The 17740-nt window shown below is 65.1% G+C and carries 13 protein-coding genes and 5 pseudogenes; 9 read left to right on the plus strand and 9 right to left on the minus strand.

Annotated features, from left to right (window positions below):
* Positions 1 to 27: 27 nt before the first annotated feature.
* Positions 28 to 198, minus strand: coding sequence for a hypothetical protein (locus ASPHE3_RS22655; protein ID WP_254362848.1), 171 nt, complete (start codon positions 196 to 198; stop codon positions 28 to 30).
* 288 nt (positions 199 to 486) lie between these two features.
* On the opposite strand from ASPHE3_RS22655, the gene ASPHE3_RS21465 reads away from it, so the two are divergent.
* From ASPHE3_RS21465 to ASPHE3_RS10735, 3 genes are read left to right on the plus strand one after another with little or no spacing between them, the layout of a single operon-like run.
* On the plus strand, positions 487 to 1248 hold the full coding sequence (locus ASPHE3_RS21465; protein ID WP_254363053.1) for a HesA/MoeB/ThiF family protein: 762 nt from the start codon (positions 487 to 489) through the stop codon (positions 1246 to 1248).
* Positions 1249 to 1271: 23 nt separating this feature from the next.
* Positions 1272 to 1802, plus strand: a complete 531-nt coding sequence (locus ASPHE3_RS10730; protein WP_013601253.1) for a Mov34/MPN/PAD-1 family protein — start codon at positions 1272 to 1274, stop codon at positions 1800 to 1802.
* Positions 1799 to 3103 carry an SAVED domain-containing protein gene (locus ASPHE3_RS10735; RefSeq protein ID WP_013601254.1) on the plus strand — a complete coding sequence of 435 codons (1305 nt, stop codon included), beginning with the start codon at positions 1799 to 1801 and terminating at the stop codon, positions 3101 to 3103. The genes ASPHE3_RS10730 and ASPHE3_RS10735 overlap by 4 nt, the downstream gene beginning before the upstream one ends.
* 19 nt (positions 3104 to 3122) lie before the next feature.
* On the opposite strand, the gene mobF is transcribed toward ASPHE3_RS10735, so the two are convergent.
* Both mobF and ASPHE3_RS22660 read right to left on the minus strand, forming a co-directional pair.
* Complete coding sequence (gene mobF, locus ASPHE3_RS10740; protein WP_013601255.1) at positions 3123 to 6731, minus strand: MobF family relaxase; 3609 nt, start codon at positions 6729 to 6731, stop codon at positions 3123 to 3125.
* 203 nt (positions 6732 to 6934) lie between these two features.
* Entirely contained in the window at positions 6935 to 7270 is a 336-nt protein-coding gene (locus ASPHE3_RS22660) for an integrase core domain-containing protein (protein ID WP_167536980.1), read from the minus strand.
* Between ASPHE3_RS22660 and ASPHE3_RS22825 the strand changes: the two are divergent.
* A pseudogene (locus ASPHE3_RS22825) lies at positions 7163 to 7739 on the plus strand (SDR family NAD(P)-dependent oxidoreductase). The gene ASPHE3_RS22660 and the pseudogene ASPHE3_RS22825 sit on opposite strands and share 108 nt — an antisense overlap.
* 85 nt (positions 7740 to 7824) lie before the next feature.
* Here ASPHE3_RS22825 and ASPHE3_RS10755 read toward each other — a convergent pair.
* From ASPHE3_RS10755 to ASPHE3_RS22665, 4 genes and pseudogenes are all read right to left on the minus strand, one after another.
* Positions 7825 to 8583 (minus strand): glucose 1-dehydrogenase, encoded by a 759-nt coding sequence (locus ASPHE3_RS10755; protein WP_013601256.1) that lies wholly within the window; start codon positions 8581 to 8583, stop codon positions 7825 to 7827.
* Positions 8584 to 8671: 88 nt separating this feature from the next.
* Positions 8672 to 8977 (minus strand): annotated as a pseudogene (locus ASPHE3_RS10760) (transposase); the annotation flags it as partial.
* Positions 8978 to 8987: 10 nt separating this feature from the next.
* Positions 8988 to 10098, minus strand: a pseudogene (locus ASPHE3_RS21475) (IS110 family RNA-guided transposase).
* A gap of 280 nt (positions 10099 to 10378) precedes the next feature.
* Positions 10379 to 11325: pseudogene (locus tag ASPHE3_RS22665) on the minus strand (IS3 family transposase); the annotation flags it as partial.
* Positions 11326 to 11622: 297 nt separating this feature from the next.
* Here ASPHE3_RS22665 and ASPHE3_RS10785 point away from each other — a divergent pair.
* Together ASPHE3_RS10785 and ASPHE3_RS10790 are read left to right on the plus strand one after the other, a co-directional pair.
* Positions 11623 to 12411, plus strand: a complete 789-nt coding sequence (locus ASPHE3_RS10785; protein ID WP_013601259.1) for a hypothetical protein — start codon at positions 11623 to 11625, stop codon at positions 12409 to 12411.
* A 207-nt stretch (positions 12412 to 12618) separates the two neighbouring features.
* Positions 12619 to 12984 carry an NUDIX hydrolase gene (locus tag ASPHE3_RS10790; protein WP_217259034.1) on the plus strand — a complete coding sequence of 122 codons (366 nt, stop codon included), beginning with the start codon at positions 12619 to 12621 and terminating at the stop codon, positions 12982 to 12984.
* Positions 12985 to 13406: 422 nt separating this feature from the next.
* On the opposite strand, the pseudogene ASPHE3_RS10795 reads toward ASPHE3_RS10790, so the two are convergent.
* Together ASPHE3_RS10795 and ASPHE3_RS22920 are read right to left on the minus strand one after the other, a co-directional pair.
* A pseudogene (locus tag ASPHE3_RS10795) lies at positions 13407 to 14767 on the minus strand (IS3 family transposase).
* Between the two features lie 101 nt (positions 14768 to 14868).
* Positions 14869 to 15156 carry a 2'-5' RNA ligase family protein gene (locus ASPHE3_RS22920; protein ID WP_081459842.1) on the minus strand — a complete coding sequence of 96 codons (288 nt, stop codon included), beginning with the start codon at positions 15154 to 15156 and terminating at the stop codon, positions 14869 to 14871.
* A 242-nt stretch (positions 15157 to 15398) separates the two neighbouring features.
* Between ASPHE3_RS22920 and ASPHE3_RS10805 the strand changes: the two genes are divergently transcribed.
* The 3 genes from ASPHE3_RS10805 to ASPHE3_RS10815 all read left to right on the plus strand — a co-directional run bounded on the left by ASPHE3_RS10805 (position 15399) and on the right by ASPHE3_RS10815 (position 17493).
* Positions 15399 to 15689, plus strand: a complete 291-nt coding sequence (locus ASPHE3_RS10805; protein ID WP_013599941.1) for a transposase — start codon at positions 15399 to 15401, stop codon at positions 15687 to 15689.
* A gap of 5 nt (positions 15690 to 15694) precedes the next feature.
* On the plus strand, positions 15695 to 16579 hold the full coding sequence (locus tag ASPHE3_RS10810) for an IS3 family transposase (protein ID WP_013599940.1): 885 nt from the start codon (positions 15695 to 15697) through the stop codon (positions 16577 to 16579).
* A 104-nt stretch (positions 16580 to 16683) separates the two neighbouring features.
* Positions 16684 to 17493: an RNA polymerase sigma factor gene (locus ASPHE3_RS10815; protein WP_013601263.1), complete on the plus strand. Its 810-nt coding sequence runs from the start codon at positions 16684 to 16686 to the stop codon at positions 17491 to 17493.
* The last annotated feature ends 247 nt before the right edge of the window (positions 17494 to 17740 follow it).

Genomic DNA, 17740 nt, shown 5'->3' on the forward strand with positions numbered 1-17740 from the left:
ATCGCAGGCTCCGACCTTTCGCGCGGATCACTGGTGCTCCGCCGTGCTCCCGCAGACGATATGTACGTCGTCCAGGCCGTGGAAACCGGCAAAGACATCCGTCTCCCAGCCGAAGTCCCCCGCGAGTACGCCGCGCTTCGCTCGGGCGACCCCCACCATGCAGCTCAGTGGATCAGAGTGGCACCTAACGACGCTCATCTTCACCATCTTTTCTTGTCCAGACGCCCCGATGTCTCTATCGGGTTCAAGGATTTCAGGGAGCTGGTGCCAGGCGTCGCCGACCCCGGCAACAACCTTGGCGTGGTTGTCACCCACGACCCCGACCTTCCACCGGAGCTGGTAGAGGCCGGGGCTTCGGAGTTTGCGGGATGGGCTGTCCGACGCGACGGTGTGGAACCGCTCCCTATCGAGATCGAGCCAGAAGTTGTTGGCCTGGCGCAATTGGCCGGCAAGTGGCCGATCGAGCAACTCGCCACCAATAGCGTCATGGTTGTGGGCTGCGGCAGCATCGGGAGCGCCGCAGCAGAGGCCCTCGCGGGGTACGGAGTCGGACGTGTGGAACTCGTCGACCCGGACCGATTCCTCTGGCACAACATGCTCCGCCACGCTCTCGGAGCCGAAAGCGTCGGGCGATTCAAGGTAGCGGCCATGAAGGATCACCTCGCCCGACACTGGCCGCAGCAGACCGTGGTAGCTCACAGACGTGACGTGGTTGCCGAGGCCCACCATATCCGGCCCATCGTCAATAGCGTCGATCTGGTGCTCTGTGCCGCCGACGGCATTGCTCCCAGGCGCGTCGTCAGCCACCTGTCCAGGCGCGCACAGAAGGCGGCGGTTTTGGCGTGTATGCTCGACAGTGGCTCGATCGGAGAAGTCATCAGGCTACGTCCTACGTCCCGCTTCGGATGTCTCCTCTGTCTACGGCAGCAGCTTGCAGATCAAGGGGCGATGGACGCTGAGGCCGATCAGGAGTTGGAGTACGGCACCGGACGCGTCCATCAGCCGATGACGGCTGTGCCGCCTGATCTCCGATACATCGGCACGTTCGCCGCAAAAGTAGCCGTCGCGACGCTGCTGGAATCGCTTCACGGCGACCACACCCAGCAGGTTCCCGGCGAACACGCCATCATCGGTCTCCAACCAGCAGGTGACCTGGCAGCTCCCTTCAACCTCAGCCAAGCCGGCGATGTTCGGTGGTCGTCCATCCCCAGACCCCGCACATCGTGCCCCACCTGTTCGCCAGGATGACAGGTCGAGGAGAGGTGCCCCCGGTGACGATCACCGACGTCGCGCTCAGCTCGATTGCGCGCGAAGCTTCGCGATCCACCGATGGACTCGAAACGGGCGGAATCCTGCTCGGAGTCGACGGCCGCGATGGGATTGATATCAGGCACGCTGGCGGACCTGGGCCCAACGCCACCCACGGCGAACGCAGCTTTATGCGAGACCTCGACCATGCTCGGCATCTTGCGGACTCCGCCTGGCTGGAGGACAGTAGCCAGTGGATAGGCGAATGGCATACCCACCCAACCGGAGGACTCTCCCCGAGCGAGATCGATCTCCACTCGTACATGCGTCATCTGAACGATCCCGAATTGGGATTCGACCACTTCATCGCAATCATCGCCGGGTTCGATTCATCGGCACGAGTGGTCGTTGCAACCTGGCTGATAGAACGGGACCGAATCTGGCCAGTGATACCCACGAGGCTGCCTATCGCGCCTGCTGGAAACAGCGCAGACGCCAATGACGCGGTGAGGCACGCCGCCTTCATCGCTGAAGAACACAAGGAGATGCCATGACATCCGGTTCCGCCACTCCTGACCCCGTAGACCCTGTCTTCATCTCGTACCGCCAGAACGATGGCACGGATGTTGCTGCGGAGCTCGCCTGGCTCTTCCGCGCCGCCGGCATCCCTGTCTGGCGGGACCGAGACGATCTGCCCCCAGGCGACACCGAGGCGCGACTCAAGCAAGCGATAGCGGTCGGCATCTCCGGCGGCGTTCTCGTGACGACACCAGACGTGGTGAACAGCAGAGTCGTGAAGACGCTGGAAGCACCCCAACTCCTCGACCTACATGCCGACCACGAAGTGTTTGCACTCGGCATCACCAACTCGGTGAAGACAGAAGACGGCGGAACAGATTACAACGCTCCCGACCGTCTTCTGGAACTTCGTCCCGGCACCTTGAGCGGTGTAGATCAGCAGCCCGCTGAACGCAACGGTCTGCTCGCATTGATCCGTGGTTTCGTCTGGCACCGAATCGCGTCTCTTCGCGAGCGAATCGAGGTAACCGACCAAACGTTCCATCTGAGCCTCCAGACTCGAAACACGCCACAGGTCTATGACCGGACCGGCGACGAACTGGACATCCGGCTCCGACCCTCTGTTCATGAGCGGCTTCCGAGCGTCGGCGGACTCCAAGACCTCAAGGACACCATCGGTCTCCTCCCCGATGCAGTGACCCGTTCTGGGGCACATCGCCTACGTGTCGCTGGAGGGGCTCATCTCTCCGTGGCCTTCGCAGTCGGGGCTGCCCTGCCATCGTCTCGTATCGGACACATGGACGTGATTGACCAACAGGGCGCCACTTGGGCGAGCGATGGTGAAGCGCGGTTCATCGCCCAACCACAAGTACAAGTCGCAGGAGAGGGGCGAAGTCCTTCGGCGATCACAGCCGGCCGGCCCTCCGTAGCCGTCTATGTCGATCTCCTGCCGCAACGCAGCGACACCGCCTTCGTTCGGTACATCGAAGCCCACGAACCGTTTCTCGCGGCTTGGCGTCATCTCACAAGTGCGAGCGGCACGCTACTCGACCCCTCTGATGCAGGCCTGATCGCCGCCGACGTTGCCGCGCACATTCGTGCCCTGTCGAACGACAACTCCAACGCCGAGGTGCACCTCCTGCTACGGTGCCCGTTCCCACTTGCGCTGCTCATCGGGAGGCTCACCAATACCCTGCGCGTGGTCGTCCACGAGTGGGATGACTCCGATCCCATCACTGGTGAAGATCACCGCGCAAGGTACGTGCCTACCCTTCGTGTACGTACGTCTGCAAGCGCAGGGGTGATCGAAGAGGTGCTTCTCCCGGATGCGTGTTGACTACGGCAGTCGGCGCGCTTCAGAGTGAGCGCTCGGCGCCATAGCGTCCCTGTGAATGCTGCGGTACTTCGCTCACCTCAGCGATGAAGCCACGAACTCGATCGAGGGCAGTTCGTGCTCGGGCGGCGTCGATCTTCTGCGCGGCGGACTCGGGCGGGGTGCCGAGGGGTGCGTCGTCGGTGACGCGGTAGCGGTCGCGGTATGCGGCGATCACGCGTGCGGCCTTGCGCCACGCTGTGGCTCGTCGTCGGTCGGCGGGAGGCGCTCCAAGGGCGTTCGTCCACGGTGCACTCTCGGTCAGCGCAGCTTCGAGTACGGCGTCGGCACGGGCCTCGATCAGCGCTTCTCGCTCGTCAAGGGCTGCTCGCATCTCGGCGTCGATGATGCCATGCGCCTGCGGGATGAGGCCGGCGATGAGTCGCGCTGGCTTGCGTGTCCTGCCGGAGCCTGCGGGACGCGCGGTCGCCCGCTCGACCCGGTAGTGGAGAACGGCGGCGATGTCGTCGGCGTCGCCGAATCCGCGCGCGGCCACGAGGCGCGGGAGGAGCGCATCGACATTGTGATGGTTGGCTTCGGCACGGCGGAGTTCAGCCGCGAGCGGGCCGAACGCATCGGACTCGACGGCGCTCTCGGCCTGTTCCGCGGTAAGCCCGGAGCCGCGGACGAGAGCGGCCCAACGGTCGTGCTGGGCAGCGGCGACGATGGTCTCGTACTCGGCGGCGAGCTGCGCGATGGAGCCCCACTGCTCCTGCTCGGCCACGATGGTCTCGTGCGCCGAGAGTTCGGCCGCGCTGTGCTGCAGAATGCCGTAGAGCACGCTTCGCGCAGTGGCATGCGGGTCGTCGCCGGGGTGTGGCTGCGCGTGGTCGTCGGCGCGGTCGAGAGTCACGTAGGCGTGGTTCGAGTGCCGGCCTCGGGTCATCGCGACGTAGAAGGTCTCCCTCGTCGAGGTCGGTTCGACCAGCACGTGCGCGGTGTCGGTCGTGACGCCTTGGGCGCGGTAGGCGGTGACTGCGTAGCCGAGATCGACATGCTCAGCCACATACGCAGCGGGGAGGACGATGCCGCCGCCGAACCTGCGCGCGCGCCTGCCAGCCCTGATGGTTCCGTCGTCGCGGATCGAGGTGCCGGTCCCGTAGTCGCGTGCGATGGTGATGGTCCCGTCGTCACCGACGGCGGTTACGGTCCAGATGTCGCCGTTGCGCACCCAGTCCCGCCCGGCCAGGGTGCGCAGGCTCCGGTTGTTGAGTCGCGTGATGATGGTGTCGCCGACGCCTGCGGCGGTGCCGTCGCGCAGTTCGACTTCGCGGTCGGGGTTCAGCGTCTTGTTGAGGATCAGGTCGGCGCGGGCGCGCCGGTTCAGTGCGGTCACGTCTTCATGGGTCTCGGCGATCATCACAGACACCAGTCCCGCGTCGCGGTCGGCGCGCCAGGCGTTGTAGGCGGCCTCTGTCATGGCCTCGCCGTCGCCATCTGTGATGCGCTCATGGACGAGGTAGGTGTCGATGGCTTGGGTTCGTCCCTGGCGTAGTTCGAGTGAGGCGGTCTTCTCCCAGGCGTGGGTGAAGCGGTGAACGTCGACAAGTTCGGGGGTGTCGGCTCTGTCTCTGGCGATCATCGCGAACGCGCCGCCGGCGTCTACGGATTGCAGTTGGGCGTAGTCGCCGACCAGGAGTACCTTCGCGCCCGCGTTCTGGGCGAGGTGGGTGATGCGGTCCAGGGACAGGGTGCCGGCGAGGGAGGCTTCGTCGATGATGACGAGTTGGCCCGCCTCGAAGGTGGTGCCGTGGAGGAGGTGGTTCTGCCACCACTTCGCCGTGTTCTCCGTCGCGATCCCGAGATCGTCGGCGAGGACCTGGGCTGCGACCGCTGACGGCGCCAGCCCGACGACGGACCCGGAGCCATGCTCGGCCTCCCAGGCGCGGCGGAGTGCGTTCATGGCGGTGGTCTTGCCCGCCCCGGCGGGGCCGACGAGAACATCGAGGAGGCGTCCTGATACCGCGATGCGGGTCAGGGCGTCGGCTTGGTCGTCGCCGAGCACCCGGCCGTCTGCGTCAGGACTGCGCGTGATCGTCTCAACGGTTGCGAGAGGCACTGTCGGACCGGCCAAGTTCGCCGCTCGTTCGAGGAGTCTGTCCTCGGCCGCGAGCTGGGTCTCGGAGGTGAACACGGTCGAGCTCTTCGGTCGGAACACCGAGCTGCCGTCGGGCCGGCGGAACACGACCGGAGAGGCTGCGAGTTCAGGCGGAGTCAGCCGGAGCGAGACGAGTTCGGCGGCGTCGGCGGTCATCGCGACGATGGCTTCCCGGTCTTGCATGGTGGCGAAGCGCCAGCCCATCGTCTGCCGGGATGCCTCGGCCATGAGATTCCATCGCCGCCAGGTCGAGCGCTTCTCACCGACCACCTCGACGACCGAACGCCCCAACTCGCCAATCACGTCGAGCGGCACGTCATCGGCGCGCAGCAGGAGCGGCTTGTCGTTGTCGGTGACCTCGCGTGCCCACGTCGTCGCGTCCCGGCCGAGCGTCTTCGTGGCGCGGTCCCGCCACTCGGCGGTCAGGTCAGCCAAGGATCGGACCTGCTTCTCTGGGCGGGTCGCGAGTGTGGCTTGGGCTCGCAGTTTGAGGATTGTTGCGTTCGATGGTTGGCGTCCGTGTTGAGCGACGTACTCGTCGATGAGCCGGTTCTTCTCGGCGTCGATGTGGCGGGCGCGGGTAGAGAACTCTGTGACCAGTTCTTCTGGGACTCCCGTGATCGCCCATGCTGGGTTCCGGTCACGGCCCATCTCGCGCGCTTCCCAGGAGAGGCCGAAGGTGCGCGTCATGTGGTCGGCGAACACGGCTTCGTGTAGTTCGGAGAGCGCCACGACGGCGGCGTGCATCGGTCTGCCGTCAAGCGAGCGCCACTTCCCGTCGAGGACGGTCTTGGCCTTGTTGCTGATGACGACGTGCGTGTGGAGGTGGGGGTCGCCGGCGCGGGAGTCGAAGTGATCGAATGCGGTCGCGATGAGTCCGGTGACATCGACCTGCGCAACCGCGCCATCTCCGGCGGTTGCGCCCGTGCGGGTGGCTGCAACCTCGCGTTCCATGAACGCAGCCACCTCCGCAACCGCTCGATGATGCGCCTCCGCGATCAGCGCTTGGACCCCGGCGTCTGCGACCGCCCACAACACTGACGCGGACTTCGGGATCGAGAAGGTGAAGTCGAAGCCAGCTACCGCGCGTCGTGTGCTCCGGGCAGTCTCCTCGGCAACGATCTGCGCGACGGCCTCGCCCTTGGCGCCAGGCGTCATCGTCGGTTCGAGGTCGGCGATGCGCGCCTCGATCCGCTCCGCCTGGCTCCTGTAGGTCGGGAAGGAACGACCGAGCGGCTGGTCGGTGATCGGATCATGGCCAGTCCCCATCAGTAGCTGGAGTTGGTGTTCTGATACTCGGTCGCCCAACTGAATCTCGCCCTTGCCGAGGGCCGCTACGCCCGCGCCGACCCAGCGGCCGGGCGGGGTGCCTACTTCCATGTAGTAGCGAGTGAGTGGCGTCGAGAGCGGCCTGTTGCCGTCGGCTGCCGCGACGGTCTTGAGCAGGTACTTATAGCCGTCACCTGCCGACATCACGCGCATCGAAACCGTCATGCTCACCTCCGCTCCTGCCGGGCAGGTGAGCACCCTCACCCGGTGACCTCTGCCGCGGTAATGCCCGGCTACCTCGATCTGCAAGACGCGTGTGACCTCGGATGGCGGTCAGAGCGAAGGCCGGAGATGGGGGCGTCGGGCGGTGTCGCTCGCGTGGCTCGACGGGGCCTTGGCCCTTGATCGTGGACACGGTGTCGGTTCGGTTATGCCGCTTCCGCGAGCGTAGCGGAGCGCGCGGCTTCGTAGGCGTTCGGGCTGATGTTGCCGATCGCGGAGTGGCGCCGGCGAGTGTTGTAGCGGTTCGCCCACCGGAACACGGCCCGGTAGGCGGTGGCCTGGTCCGGGAACGCTGACCGGCCGGCGAGGAGTTCGCGCTTGACGTCACCGGGTTCACCGTCGACCTTGGCGACCCGACCGACGCCGGGGACTGGGTGCGCAACGGCGCTGAGCAGCTCGGTGGTCTCGACCTGATGTACAACAACGCGGCGGGCTTCGGCTTCGCACCCTTCAGCCAGATGAGCTTCGACCTGTGGCGGCACGTCATGTCGGTCGAGCTCGACCTCGTCTTCCACACGACGACGGCTGCGTGGCCACTGCTCTGCGACGGCGGCGGCTCGCTCATCAACATCGGTTCGTACTCCGCGCTGCGCGGGATCGAGCCGCTCGCCCAGGTCGCGCACACCACCGCGAAGGGCGGCGTCATCGCGATGACGAAGTCGCTCGCTGCGGAGGGCCCGCTACGGCGTCCGCGCGAACTCGATCTCGCCTGGCTTCGTCAGCACCCCGGCGACGGACAAGGCGGTGGACGCGGAGGGCAAGGCCTGGCAGGTCGGCAACGCGCTCATTCAACGCCCCGGCACCGGCGAGGACATCGCGTACATGGCGCTCTACCTGGCCTCCGACGAGTCCTCTTGGGTGACCGGACAGAACTACAGCGTCGACGGCGGCGCGACCGCCGGGTGGCGGAACGACAGCGAGACGGACCGACTGGTCGCGAAGAACGGCTGACACGCGGGTCGCGGCGCGACCGGTGACGGACGGGAGGCACGGTGCCAGCTGACACCGTGCCTCCCGTCCGTCGTGGCCACCTCGTCTAAATCGCGAGGTACCCGCCGTCGACGGCGAACTGCGAGCCGGTCGCGAAGGCGGCCGCGTCGGAACCGAGCCACGCGACCATCTCGGCGATGTCGTGAGGCGTGCCGAGTCGGCCGATCGGGTGCTTCGTCAGCAGCGCGTCCTTGAAGCCGGGGTAGGTCTCCTCCAGCGCGTCTATCATTGGCGTCTGGATCACCCCGGGCAGCACTGCGTTCACGCGGATGCCTTTGTCGGAGTACTCCACCGCGGCGGCTCGGGTGAGGCCGATGACGCCGTGCTTCGACGTGACGTAGGCGGACTGGTGGGCGATGGCGGCCTGCCCGAGGGACGAGGCGGTGTTGATGATGGATCCGCCGCCCTGCGCCAGCATCTGCGGGATCTCGGCCTTCATGCTGATGAACACTCCGGTGAGGTTGACGGCGATCACCTTGTCGAACTGCTCCACCGTGACGTCGGCGAGGTCGGGGCCGGTGACCTCGATGCCGGCGTTGTTGTGCGCGATGTCGAGTCGGCCGTAGCGGTCCACCGTGGCCTGGACCAGGTGCTGCATCGACGCGAGGTCGGTCACGTCCGCCCGGACGAACGCCACGGCGTCTCCGCCGTCGATGTACTCGAGCGTCCCGTTGCCGGCATCCTCGGACAGGTCGGCGACGACGACCCGTGCGCCGCGGTCGACGAGGACCTTCGCGGTCTCGCGCCCGATCCCTCCGCCACCACCGGTGACGAGTGCGACCTTGCCATCGAGCGAGTTTGACATTGTGTGCTTCTTTCTCTCGGGGAGCGGCGTCGGTCGGCGCCGCTCGTTCGGGCCTTGGCCCTTGATCGTGGACACGGTGTCGGTTCGGTTATGCCGCTTCCGCGAGCGTAGCGGAGCGCGCGGCTTCGTAGGCGTTCGGGCTGATGTTGCCGATCGCGGAGTGGCGCCGGCGAGTGTTGTAGCGGTTCGCCCACCGGAACACGGCCCGGTAGGCGGTGGCCTGGTCCGGGAACGCTGACCGGCCGGCGAGGAGTTCGCGCTTGAGCGTGGCGTTGAAGCTTTCCGCGAGTGAGTTGTCGGCACTCGTGCCGACCGCGCCCGTGGACTGGGTCACGCCCAGCTGCTCGCAGAGCGCGGCGTAGGCCTTCGAGGTGTAGGCGCTGCCGTGGATGCTCTCCTAAGTGTCAAGCGGCGTTTCGGTGTTGCCTGGTGTTCGGGACGATGTGCTGGTGGCCGGGGTTGAGGATGAAGTAGACCTCTCGGGCGAGGTATCGCTTCAGGCAGCGGATGATCTCCATCTTGGAGTGCCCCTCGGCGGTCTTTTTCGCGACGTACGTCTGCGTTCTCGGGTCGAGCCTGATCCGGCTGATGACGGCGAGGTGCAGGGCGCGGTTGGCTTGGCGGTCGCCGCCGCGGTTGAGTCGGTGCCGTTGTGTCATTCCGGAGGACGCGGGTAGGGGTGAAGCGCCGCAGAGCATCGCGAATGCGGCTTCGGATTTCATCCGCTCGGGGTTGTCACCGGCCGTTACGAGGAACTGTCCAGCGACTTCGATGCCGATTCCGACGCGTTCGAGGAGTTGGGGTGCGAGGGCTTGGACGATGGGGTTGATGAGCTCGTCCAGGTCGGTTATCTCGTCGGTGAGTTCCAGGTAGCGGCGGGCCAGGGACTTCATCGAGACCCGGTAGGCGGTGATGGGGTCGGTCGCGTTTGATACGTCCGGCCGCCATGCAGCGAGGGTGCGGATGAGCTGCATCCGGGTCAGGTGGCGGACTTTGGTCGCGAAGCACCTCCGGCGCGGAGACGATCGACATCCGAAGGAGTTGCAGGGCGCTGCGGCGCTCCCGGACCGCGTGCGCGCGGGTGATGCGCAGCACGCGCAGAGCTTCGACGGCGCCGTCCTTGCTTTTTGGGATGCTGGTGCGTCGGCCATGCAGTGCGGCGCGGGCTGCATTGATTGCGTCCAGATCGTCGTCCTTGCCTTTACGGCGGCGGTCAGACCGGTCGGGCCGGTCGACCTCAAGGATCATGACACCGGCTTTGGCAAGGTGTCGGGTCAGGCCGGCACCATAGGATCCGGTGCCCTCGACACCGATCCGGGCCAAGTCACCGAAATCGCCGATCCAGGCGAGCATTGCCCGGTAGCCGGTGCGTGTTGTCGGGAAGCTCTTAGTGCCCAGCACTGTCTCGCCGGCATCGATGACGGCGGCGACGTGGAGTTCTTTGTGCGTGTCGACGCCGGCGAAGACGGGCGTCGGTGCCTGGTCCGGCTCGCTGGTTTCGGGCGTTCTGGTCATGTCGTTTTCCTCCGGTCCATCCGATGTGCAAGGGGCACGGCCCCGGGCATCGACCACCGGCGGACAAGACAGTGATGAGCACACTTGGCGCAGGCTCTCCTTAGGTCACTCCGGCGGCGAGGCCTAGCGCCTCACTGGGTACGCCTGGGGACTGACAGATCCGGGGAAAGACACAGCTGTCGATCGGAGTGAGGGTCAAGAACCCTGGGCGCACCCGGCACCAGCATCCTGTCGCATCCATCACCCTGCGAGTCAAGGATCCTCAGGGAATACCGGTTCCGACAGTCTCACTGTCGGAGTGGAAGATCGCGCCGACCAGCGACCCGCGGTCGCGGTGCGCGGCACGGAGGGCGTCTTCGACGAGTTCGGTGCGCATGTGGTCGGCGACTTGCCAGCCCGCGAGCTTCCGGGAGCCGAGATCGATGCAGGACGCGAGGTAGAGGTTCGTGCCGTCGGCGATAGGCAGGTAGGTGATGTCGCCCACGTAGCGGCGGCCGGGGTCGCCGACGGAGAAGTCCCGTCCGATCAGGTCGGGAAAGCGCCTGGCGGACTGGTCCGGGATCGTGGTCTTCACCCGTCGTCGCAACCGGATCCCCGCGAGACGGTGCTCACGCATTACCCGCGCGACGCGCTTGTGATTCACCCGCTCCGCCACGGGCACACCGTCGTTGAGGTCGGCGGTGATCCTGGGCGCCCCGTAGGCGCGGTCGCCACCCTGAGCGGGGTCTTGCAGCACCCGGATCCGCGCCGCCAACACCGCGTCGTCTGTCGCCTTCGCGGCTCGCCGCCCGGCGGAGTCCAGCCAGGCGTAGAACGACGAGCGGGCGACCTCGACGACCTCACACAACCGCTTCACGCCGTAGGCGTCCTTGTGATCCTCAACAAACTGCAAGCGGTTCACCAGTTCGTCTCCCCAGCGAAATACTTCGCCGCCTGACGGAGGATGTCCCGCTCCGTCTCGAGCTTGCGGGCCTCGGCCTGCAAGGCCGCGAGGTCGGCCTCCAACCGGAGGACCTTCGCCGCCGGCGACTCCGGTCGCCCCGTCGCCCCCGGCGGCGACGCAGCGGCAACCGTGACCCCGGAGCCGAACTTGTCGACCCACTCTTTCAGCGCACCCCGAGAGATCCCGAGATCCCCGGCGATGCCCTTGAGCGTCGAACCCGGCGTGGACTCATACAAGTCCACCGCCCGCTGCCGGAACTCGTCCGTGTAGTTCTTCCTAGCCATCCCTTGGATTCTCGCTTCCCCAGCATCGTGCTGGAATCAGCGTGTCCAAGATCAGGGGTCAAGCGCCCTTCTACCGCCGCTCACGAGCACTCACCGACTAGCACTCAGCCGCAAAGTGTCGGTTTGTCCACACCAGTACAGATCGGGCGTTGTCCACAGTCCCCAGCAAAATGCCCGAAAAACTAGGGCCAGCTGTGCCGACGACTTCGAACACTGACACCTGGTTGTCGACGTCGACGGACCTGCCGGAAACGATCGTTTCCGGCGGGGCACATCGTCGTTGCTAGTGTGCCCACCATGTCACTCACCGAGGCCCAGCGAGCAGCTCTGACCCAGATGCTCGATACAGCGTCCGATCTCAACCGCTGGCGACTCAGGGCTCATCGCGTCGAAGAGCCCCAGCGCGGAAGTGAGCTCGCGGTCGACGACGAGATCTTTGAGCGTATGGCGATCAGCCAGCTTGCACGGCTGTCTCTCATAGCCGCGGGTGAACACCTTCGCCTCGCGCTTGATGCGATCAACGCACAGCAGCTGTACCCCTCGTCACATTTCACTGTGCTGCGAGGAGCCCTGGTCGGCGCATCTCAAGCGGTGTGGATCTTGGAACCCGATGATCGCAATGTGCGGCGCGACCGAGGTCTGACCGTCCTCACAGAGATGTACGCACAGATGGACAAGTACTACGGCTTTCTCGAGAGCACGCCACTCGACGCCGCCGACCGTGCGAGCCTCGACGATCAGCGACTGTGGCTGAGCGAACGCCGTGGTGATGTGGCCTCAATCCGGACCACAAGGGCGACCCTCAACCTCACTGAGATCATCGGCACCGCAGCTGACCACGCGTTCGCAGACACGACGTCACGCGACGCGACCCGGCGGTTGTGGCGCGAGATGAGCGCTGACGCTCACGTTCTTGGTTGGTCGCTCTTCCAGTGGACAACCTTCGGACTGGCTGACCGACGCACGGGTGTTGGCGAGGGAAAAGCTCCAGGAAGCTCGGAGCACGTCGCGGAACCGTTCCTAGCGTCGTACCGACTACTGAAGTGTGGGTGGTCGTTGTTCGACCGCCGCTGCGAGGCACCCTAGCCAGCACGAACCGCTGGGCCGCGCGGGCGACGCAATGAAATACGGTTGACGGGACGGGAAGCCGAAGGGCAGTCGTAAGCGGGGCGATCAGGCCCCAGATACCCTACTGCGTGTGACCTGAGGAGAAGAAATGAATCGTCCGCAAAAGGTGGTCGCCTACATCGTCAAGGACGGTCGGATCGTGGTGCTGCGCCATGCTGATCTGCCATGGATGAAACGGGATTGCAGGTGCCTGCCGGGACGGTCAAGCCAGAAGAACTACCTGAGCACGCGGTTCTTCGAGAGGCCAGCGAAGAAACCGGGCTGAGTGGGTTGCGCATCGTGCAATATCTCGGCACCGGCGAATATGACATGCGTCCCTACGCTGATGCCACCCATGCGCGGCACTACTTTCACCTGACGACCGACAGCAAGGACCTGCCCGAGCGATGGGAAGCGCACGAGGACAACGACGGGGTGGGTGAGCGCATCCGCTTCGAGCTTTACTGGGTCCCACTCGAAAAGGCCCACGTGATCGGTGCCGGTCAAGGCGCCTTCCTCGGCAGAGTGGTCGACGATAGCGCTGCCAGGTAACACTCGACGTCCTCCGACCGAAATCGCCGCCGATACTAGGTTACGGCTCACGTTTTTGAGGTGCGTCCGGTCGGCCGTCGTGCTCACACCAGAAACGATCGTTTGCGGCAGGGCGCGCGCAACGAGACGCCGAGCTAGCTCAACCGCTTCGCTAGCGGCAATTCGATGTGCTCACGCCACTGTCCGTCACCATCTTCGACAATAAGGGTGACCGCAGCAACGACACCCGATATAGGGAGGAATGGGCTCACCTCTCTTTCAGCACGAAGCAGCGCCAAATGATCACCGGAGTCTCCCACGGTCGCATGCGGTGCGGACCCATCGTGTGCACCGCCATACGGAGGGAAGTCAGGAAAAGCACCGACGACTGCATCGGTCAGTTCGATGAACGGAAGGTGTCAAGCCGGTTGAGACACGTCTCGTCAAGCGGTCTGTATCAGGGCCTCCTGCGAGGGCTGGTTGATCCACGCGACGGCGGGCAGCTTCGGTGGCTGTGGTCGGCGGTTCCCGAAGCGCTCGGGGTGGGCGGTGTAGGCCGCGTTCAGGGTCTGCTGCCGTTGGGCGCGGACCTCGGTCGCGGTGCCGAAGTGCACTGACGCCGGGGTGTGCAACCCGATCCCGGAGTGGCGGTGCTCATGGTTGTAGTAGCTGAAGAACCTCTCGCCGAACGCGCGGGCGTCGGCCAGCGAGCCAAACCGCTCGGGGAAGACCGGGGCGTACTTCAGCGTCTTGAACGCGGCCTCGCTGTAGGGGTTGTCGTTCGAGACGTGCGGACGGGAGTGCGAGCGTGCGACGCCAAGGTCGACCATCAACTGGGCAACCGGTTTGGAGGTCATCGAGGTGCCCCGATCGGCGTGGATCGCCTCGGGGATGCCGTGCACTCCCATCGCCTGCTCGAGCATCGTTTTGGCGATCTGGCTGTCTTCACAGGCGGCGATCGTCCAGGCCACGACGAAGCGGGAGAAGATGTCGAGCACAACGTAGAGGTCGTAATAGACCCCGCGCTCTGGGCCACGGAGCTTGGTGATGTCCCAGGACCAGACCTGCCCCGGCTTGGTGGCCACCAACTCGGGCTTGGTCCTCGCCGGGTGCGTGGCCTGGGCACGGCGCTCACCTGCAGCGCCGTGGGCGCGCAGGATCCGGTGCATCGTCGCCATCGAGCACAGGTAGGTGCCCTCGTCCAGCAGCGTCGCCCACGCCTGGGCCACCGACTTGTCAACGAACCGGTCACTGGTCAAAACACCGAGGACCTGGGCGCGTTCGTCGTCGCTGAGCGCGTTCGGCGGCGCCGGCCGCGGCCCCGGCTGCCGGGCCGGCTTGGGCGCCTTGGCCCGGTAGTGACTGCCGCGGGGTCGGCCCAGCAGGTCGCAGGCGGTCTTGACGTTGGTGTGCGAGGCGAGCTCCTCGACCAGCGGGTTAATCACCGCGGCGACCGCCTCGGCGGCTCCGCGCTCTCGGAGAGCGTCTCCAAGAGCGCGTGTGCTTTTCCCACCAGGTCCAACGCTGCGCGGGTCCGGGCCAGCTCGGCCTCGGCCTTCTCCGCCCTGGCCCGCAGTTGCTCGATCTCGCGGTCGCGCCGGTCCCTGGTGGCCGGGGCCAGCCCGGAGCGGGCGCCGGCATCGGCGGCCTTGCGCCACTCAATGATGTGCGAGGAGTACAGGCCCTCACGGCGCAGGATCGCACCACGCTCACCACGATCTGCTGCCTCGTACTCGGCCAGCAGGTTCGCCTTGTACTCCGCGGTGAAGGTGCGGCGCTTGGGCCGGTCAGCTCGAGGTCCCATACCCCCATCATCGACGCAGGAATCAGCCAGGGTCATCGTCATCGGCAGCAACTCGCTTCTCGCCCCGTGCAAGGGAAGGAACTCAGCAGATGTGTCTCACCTCAGCCTGACGCACAGGGGAACGGCGACGGGTTGGCGGGCGCAAGCCACAGAACGTGATCCCCGAACCATCTAGTTCTCGTGAGCGAGAAGTCGAACTCTGGGATGCCGCCAACCGCGTGGCGCAGGACGCTGAGGTTCGGCCCGCTGAGGTTCGCGGCAGGAATGAACGGGAACAACACCGTGATGTGCGGGGGCACTCCATACGTAGCGTCACGTGCAAACTGCCGACGGAGCCCTACGAGCATTTCAGTTGCCGGAACCTTCACGATCAGCGCTGTTCTCGACATGGCTCGATGCTACGGGCATCGCAGCACAGCGCCGTTCGAAAGCCCCTGCCGGAACCGAGTTACAGCTCACGTTACCGGCAGCCAATCAGAGCCGCTGCGCGCTCGCGCGCCGGAAACGATCGTTTCCGGCTTGGGGGTATCTAGCCGTGAGGTTGCTCAACTTTTCTTGCGAGTGGCGAGGGGAAGTCCTCAATGTTGAGGTGTACTACTGATGTGAGACACAGTTTGAAAGGATTGTGCTCATGTCTGCTCGACTTACCTATTCCGATGAGTTCAAGGCTGATGCCGTTGAGCTCGTGGTTTCATCTGGGCGTTCACCCGCCTCTGTCGCTCCGGAGCTCGGCATTTCCGTTACCGCGTTGAAACGCTGGGTGCGACTGTCCCGTGAAGGGCAAACGGAGGGCGGCGGCAAACCGGATGATCCGGTGGATCCTGCGAAATACAAGGCTTTGGAGGCACGGCTGCGCGAGCTGGAGAGGGAGAACGATTTCCTGAAAAAAGTTTCGGCGTTCTTCGCCAAAGAACAACGGTAGAGGACTTGTACCGAGTTGTTCAGGAGAAGAACGCCGACTTCCCGGTGGCCTGGATGTGCCGTCAGCTTGATCTCCCACGGGCCACGTATTACCGGTGGCTGGACGCCGCAGAAACCCCGACCGCGCTCCGTCGCCGGGAGCTGACCGATCAGGTGAAGACCGTCTTCGATTCCTCCGACGGGATCTTCGGCCACCGCATGGTCCACACCAAATTGGCCGCCGCCGGCATCGAGGTTTCAGTGGGTACCGTGGCCGGGATTATGGCCGAGAACGGGTGGGTCGCCAAGCGGATGCGCGCCTTCAAGCGCACCACCATCCCCTCAGATCCGGACAAGGTCTTCGCGGACCTCATCGGCCGGGACTTCACAGCAGAAGCACCCGGAACGCGCCTGGTCGGAGACATCACCTACCTGCGCACTGACGAGGGATGGCTCTACCTGGCCACCGTCATCGACCTGTGCACCCGCATGGTCGTCGGCTGGGCTATGGCTGAACACATGCGCGCTTCGCTGGTCACCGGGGCCCTGACGATGGCCAGAGACCGCGGCCATTTGAGTCCCAACGCGATTTTCCACAGTGATCATGGAACGCAGTACACGTCACGCGAAATGGGCGCCTGGTGCGCCGGGAATAACATCCGCCAATCCATGGGCGCCACCGGGGTGTGCTGGGATAATGCCGTGGCGGAATCGCTGTTCTCATCGCTGAAAAACGAGTTTTACCATCACCACAGCTTCACCACCCGCCAGGACGCCAGACTGGCCACTATGCGCTACATCGAAGTGTTCTACAACCGCTGGCGGCCTCACACCAACAACGAAGGCCTGCCGCCGGCGACGGCTATGGCCAACTTCACAACCAGAAACCAACAGCTTCCCGCTGCTGCCTGACCGAAAAGAAACTACGCGACTGTCTCACATCCTTGACACACCTCATGTCGGACATATGAGGGATCGTGGTGACTATGAGCTGAGCAGGATCGTGAGGGAACGTTATGACCGGTAACGACGAGCCCGAAGGGCATTCGTCCTCCGATGGCGTTCCTACTCTCAGCGCGTGGGCAACGGATCAGGCCTGGCTGGCCGAGGCGGATCGCGATCGCGCTGAGGAACGATTCGACCGGCTCGCCGGAGACCGCGACCTCGCGACCGCACTTCAGGCCAGCGGATACCGTGGCCGGAACTATGAGTTGTTCGCGAACGAGATCGCGAAGTACGGGTGGGCTGTCATCCGCGGGTGGATCTACAAAGGGCAGATTCGTGGCGAGGTGAAGCGGAAGGGCTTTGGCGCACTGGAGCCGGAGCCCCGCCCGGGTTCGATGATCGAAGAGGCCGAGAGCCTGGCGGATGAGACGATCGTGCTCGCCCTCACCGCGTTTCGAGACAAGGTGCTCGTTCCGGGCAAGTGGGACCCCGCCAAGGGCGCTTCCTTGCGTACGTTCTTCGTGGGCCAGTGCCTGCTGCAGTTCAGCAACGTTTACAAGCGTTGGCGTCGAGAAGAGCTGCGTTCTTATGCGGAGCCGCAGGCTCCGCCGCCCGCCGCGGCCTGGGCTGACGACTTCGAGGAGGGCCCGTTGACGCCGGCGGCTCCCGATGCGAGCGAGGCGGCGCACATCAAAGACGAGCTGCGCCGTGCATTCGGGAGCATCACGGACGAGCGTGTCCGCTCAGCCTTTTATCTGAGCGTGACGCATGGCTTCACGCATGCCGAGATTGGCGAGAAGCTCGGCATGACCGCGAAAGCGGTGGAGTCGGCGATTGCGCGCGCACGTCATCAAGTACGAGAGAACCGGGAGTCCGCATGAGCAGTGAATTTCGGGGCAAGATTGAGCGCTCGTCCTTCGGGACCCAGAGTGCGAAGGCGGCACGCCGAACCGTTCCAGCCAGCAAAGCGCAGTCGCTCGTCTCGCGATCGATGACAGACAAAACTCAATCGAGGAAGTTGAGAGGCCGCGAGGGGAAGTGACCTGCTGCGGACATATACCGAGACGTCGGGATCACAACTGAAAAGAGCCGCCCCGCGGTAACGGGACGGCTCAAAGCCCTGAGAAG

Origin of the sequence: Pseudarthrobacter phenanthrenivorans Sphe3 (genome assembly GCF_000189535.1) — a bacterium.
GTDB lineage: Bacteria > Actinomycetota > Actinomycetes > Actinomycetales > Micrococcaceae > Arthrobacter > Arthrobacter phenanthrenivorans.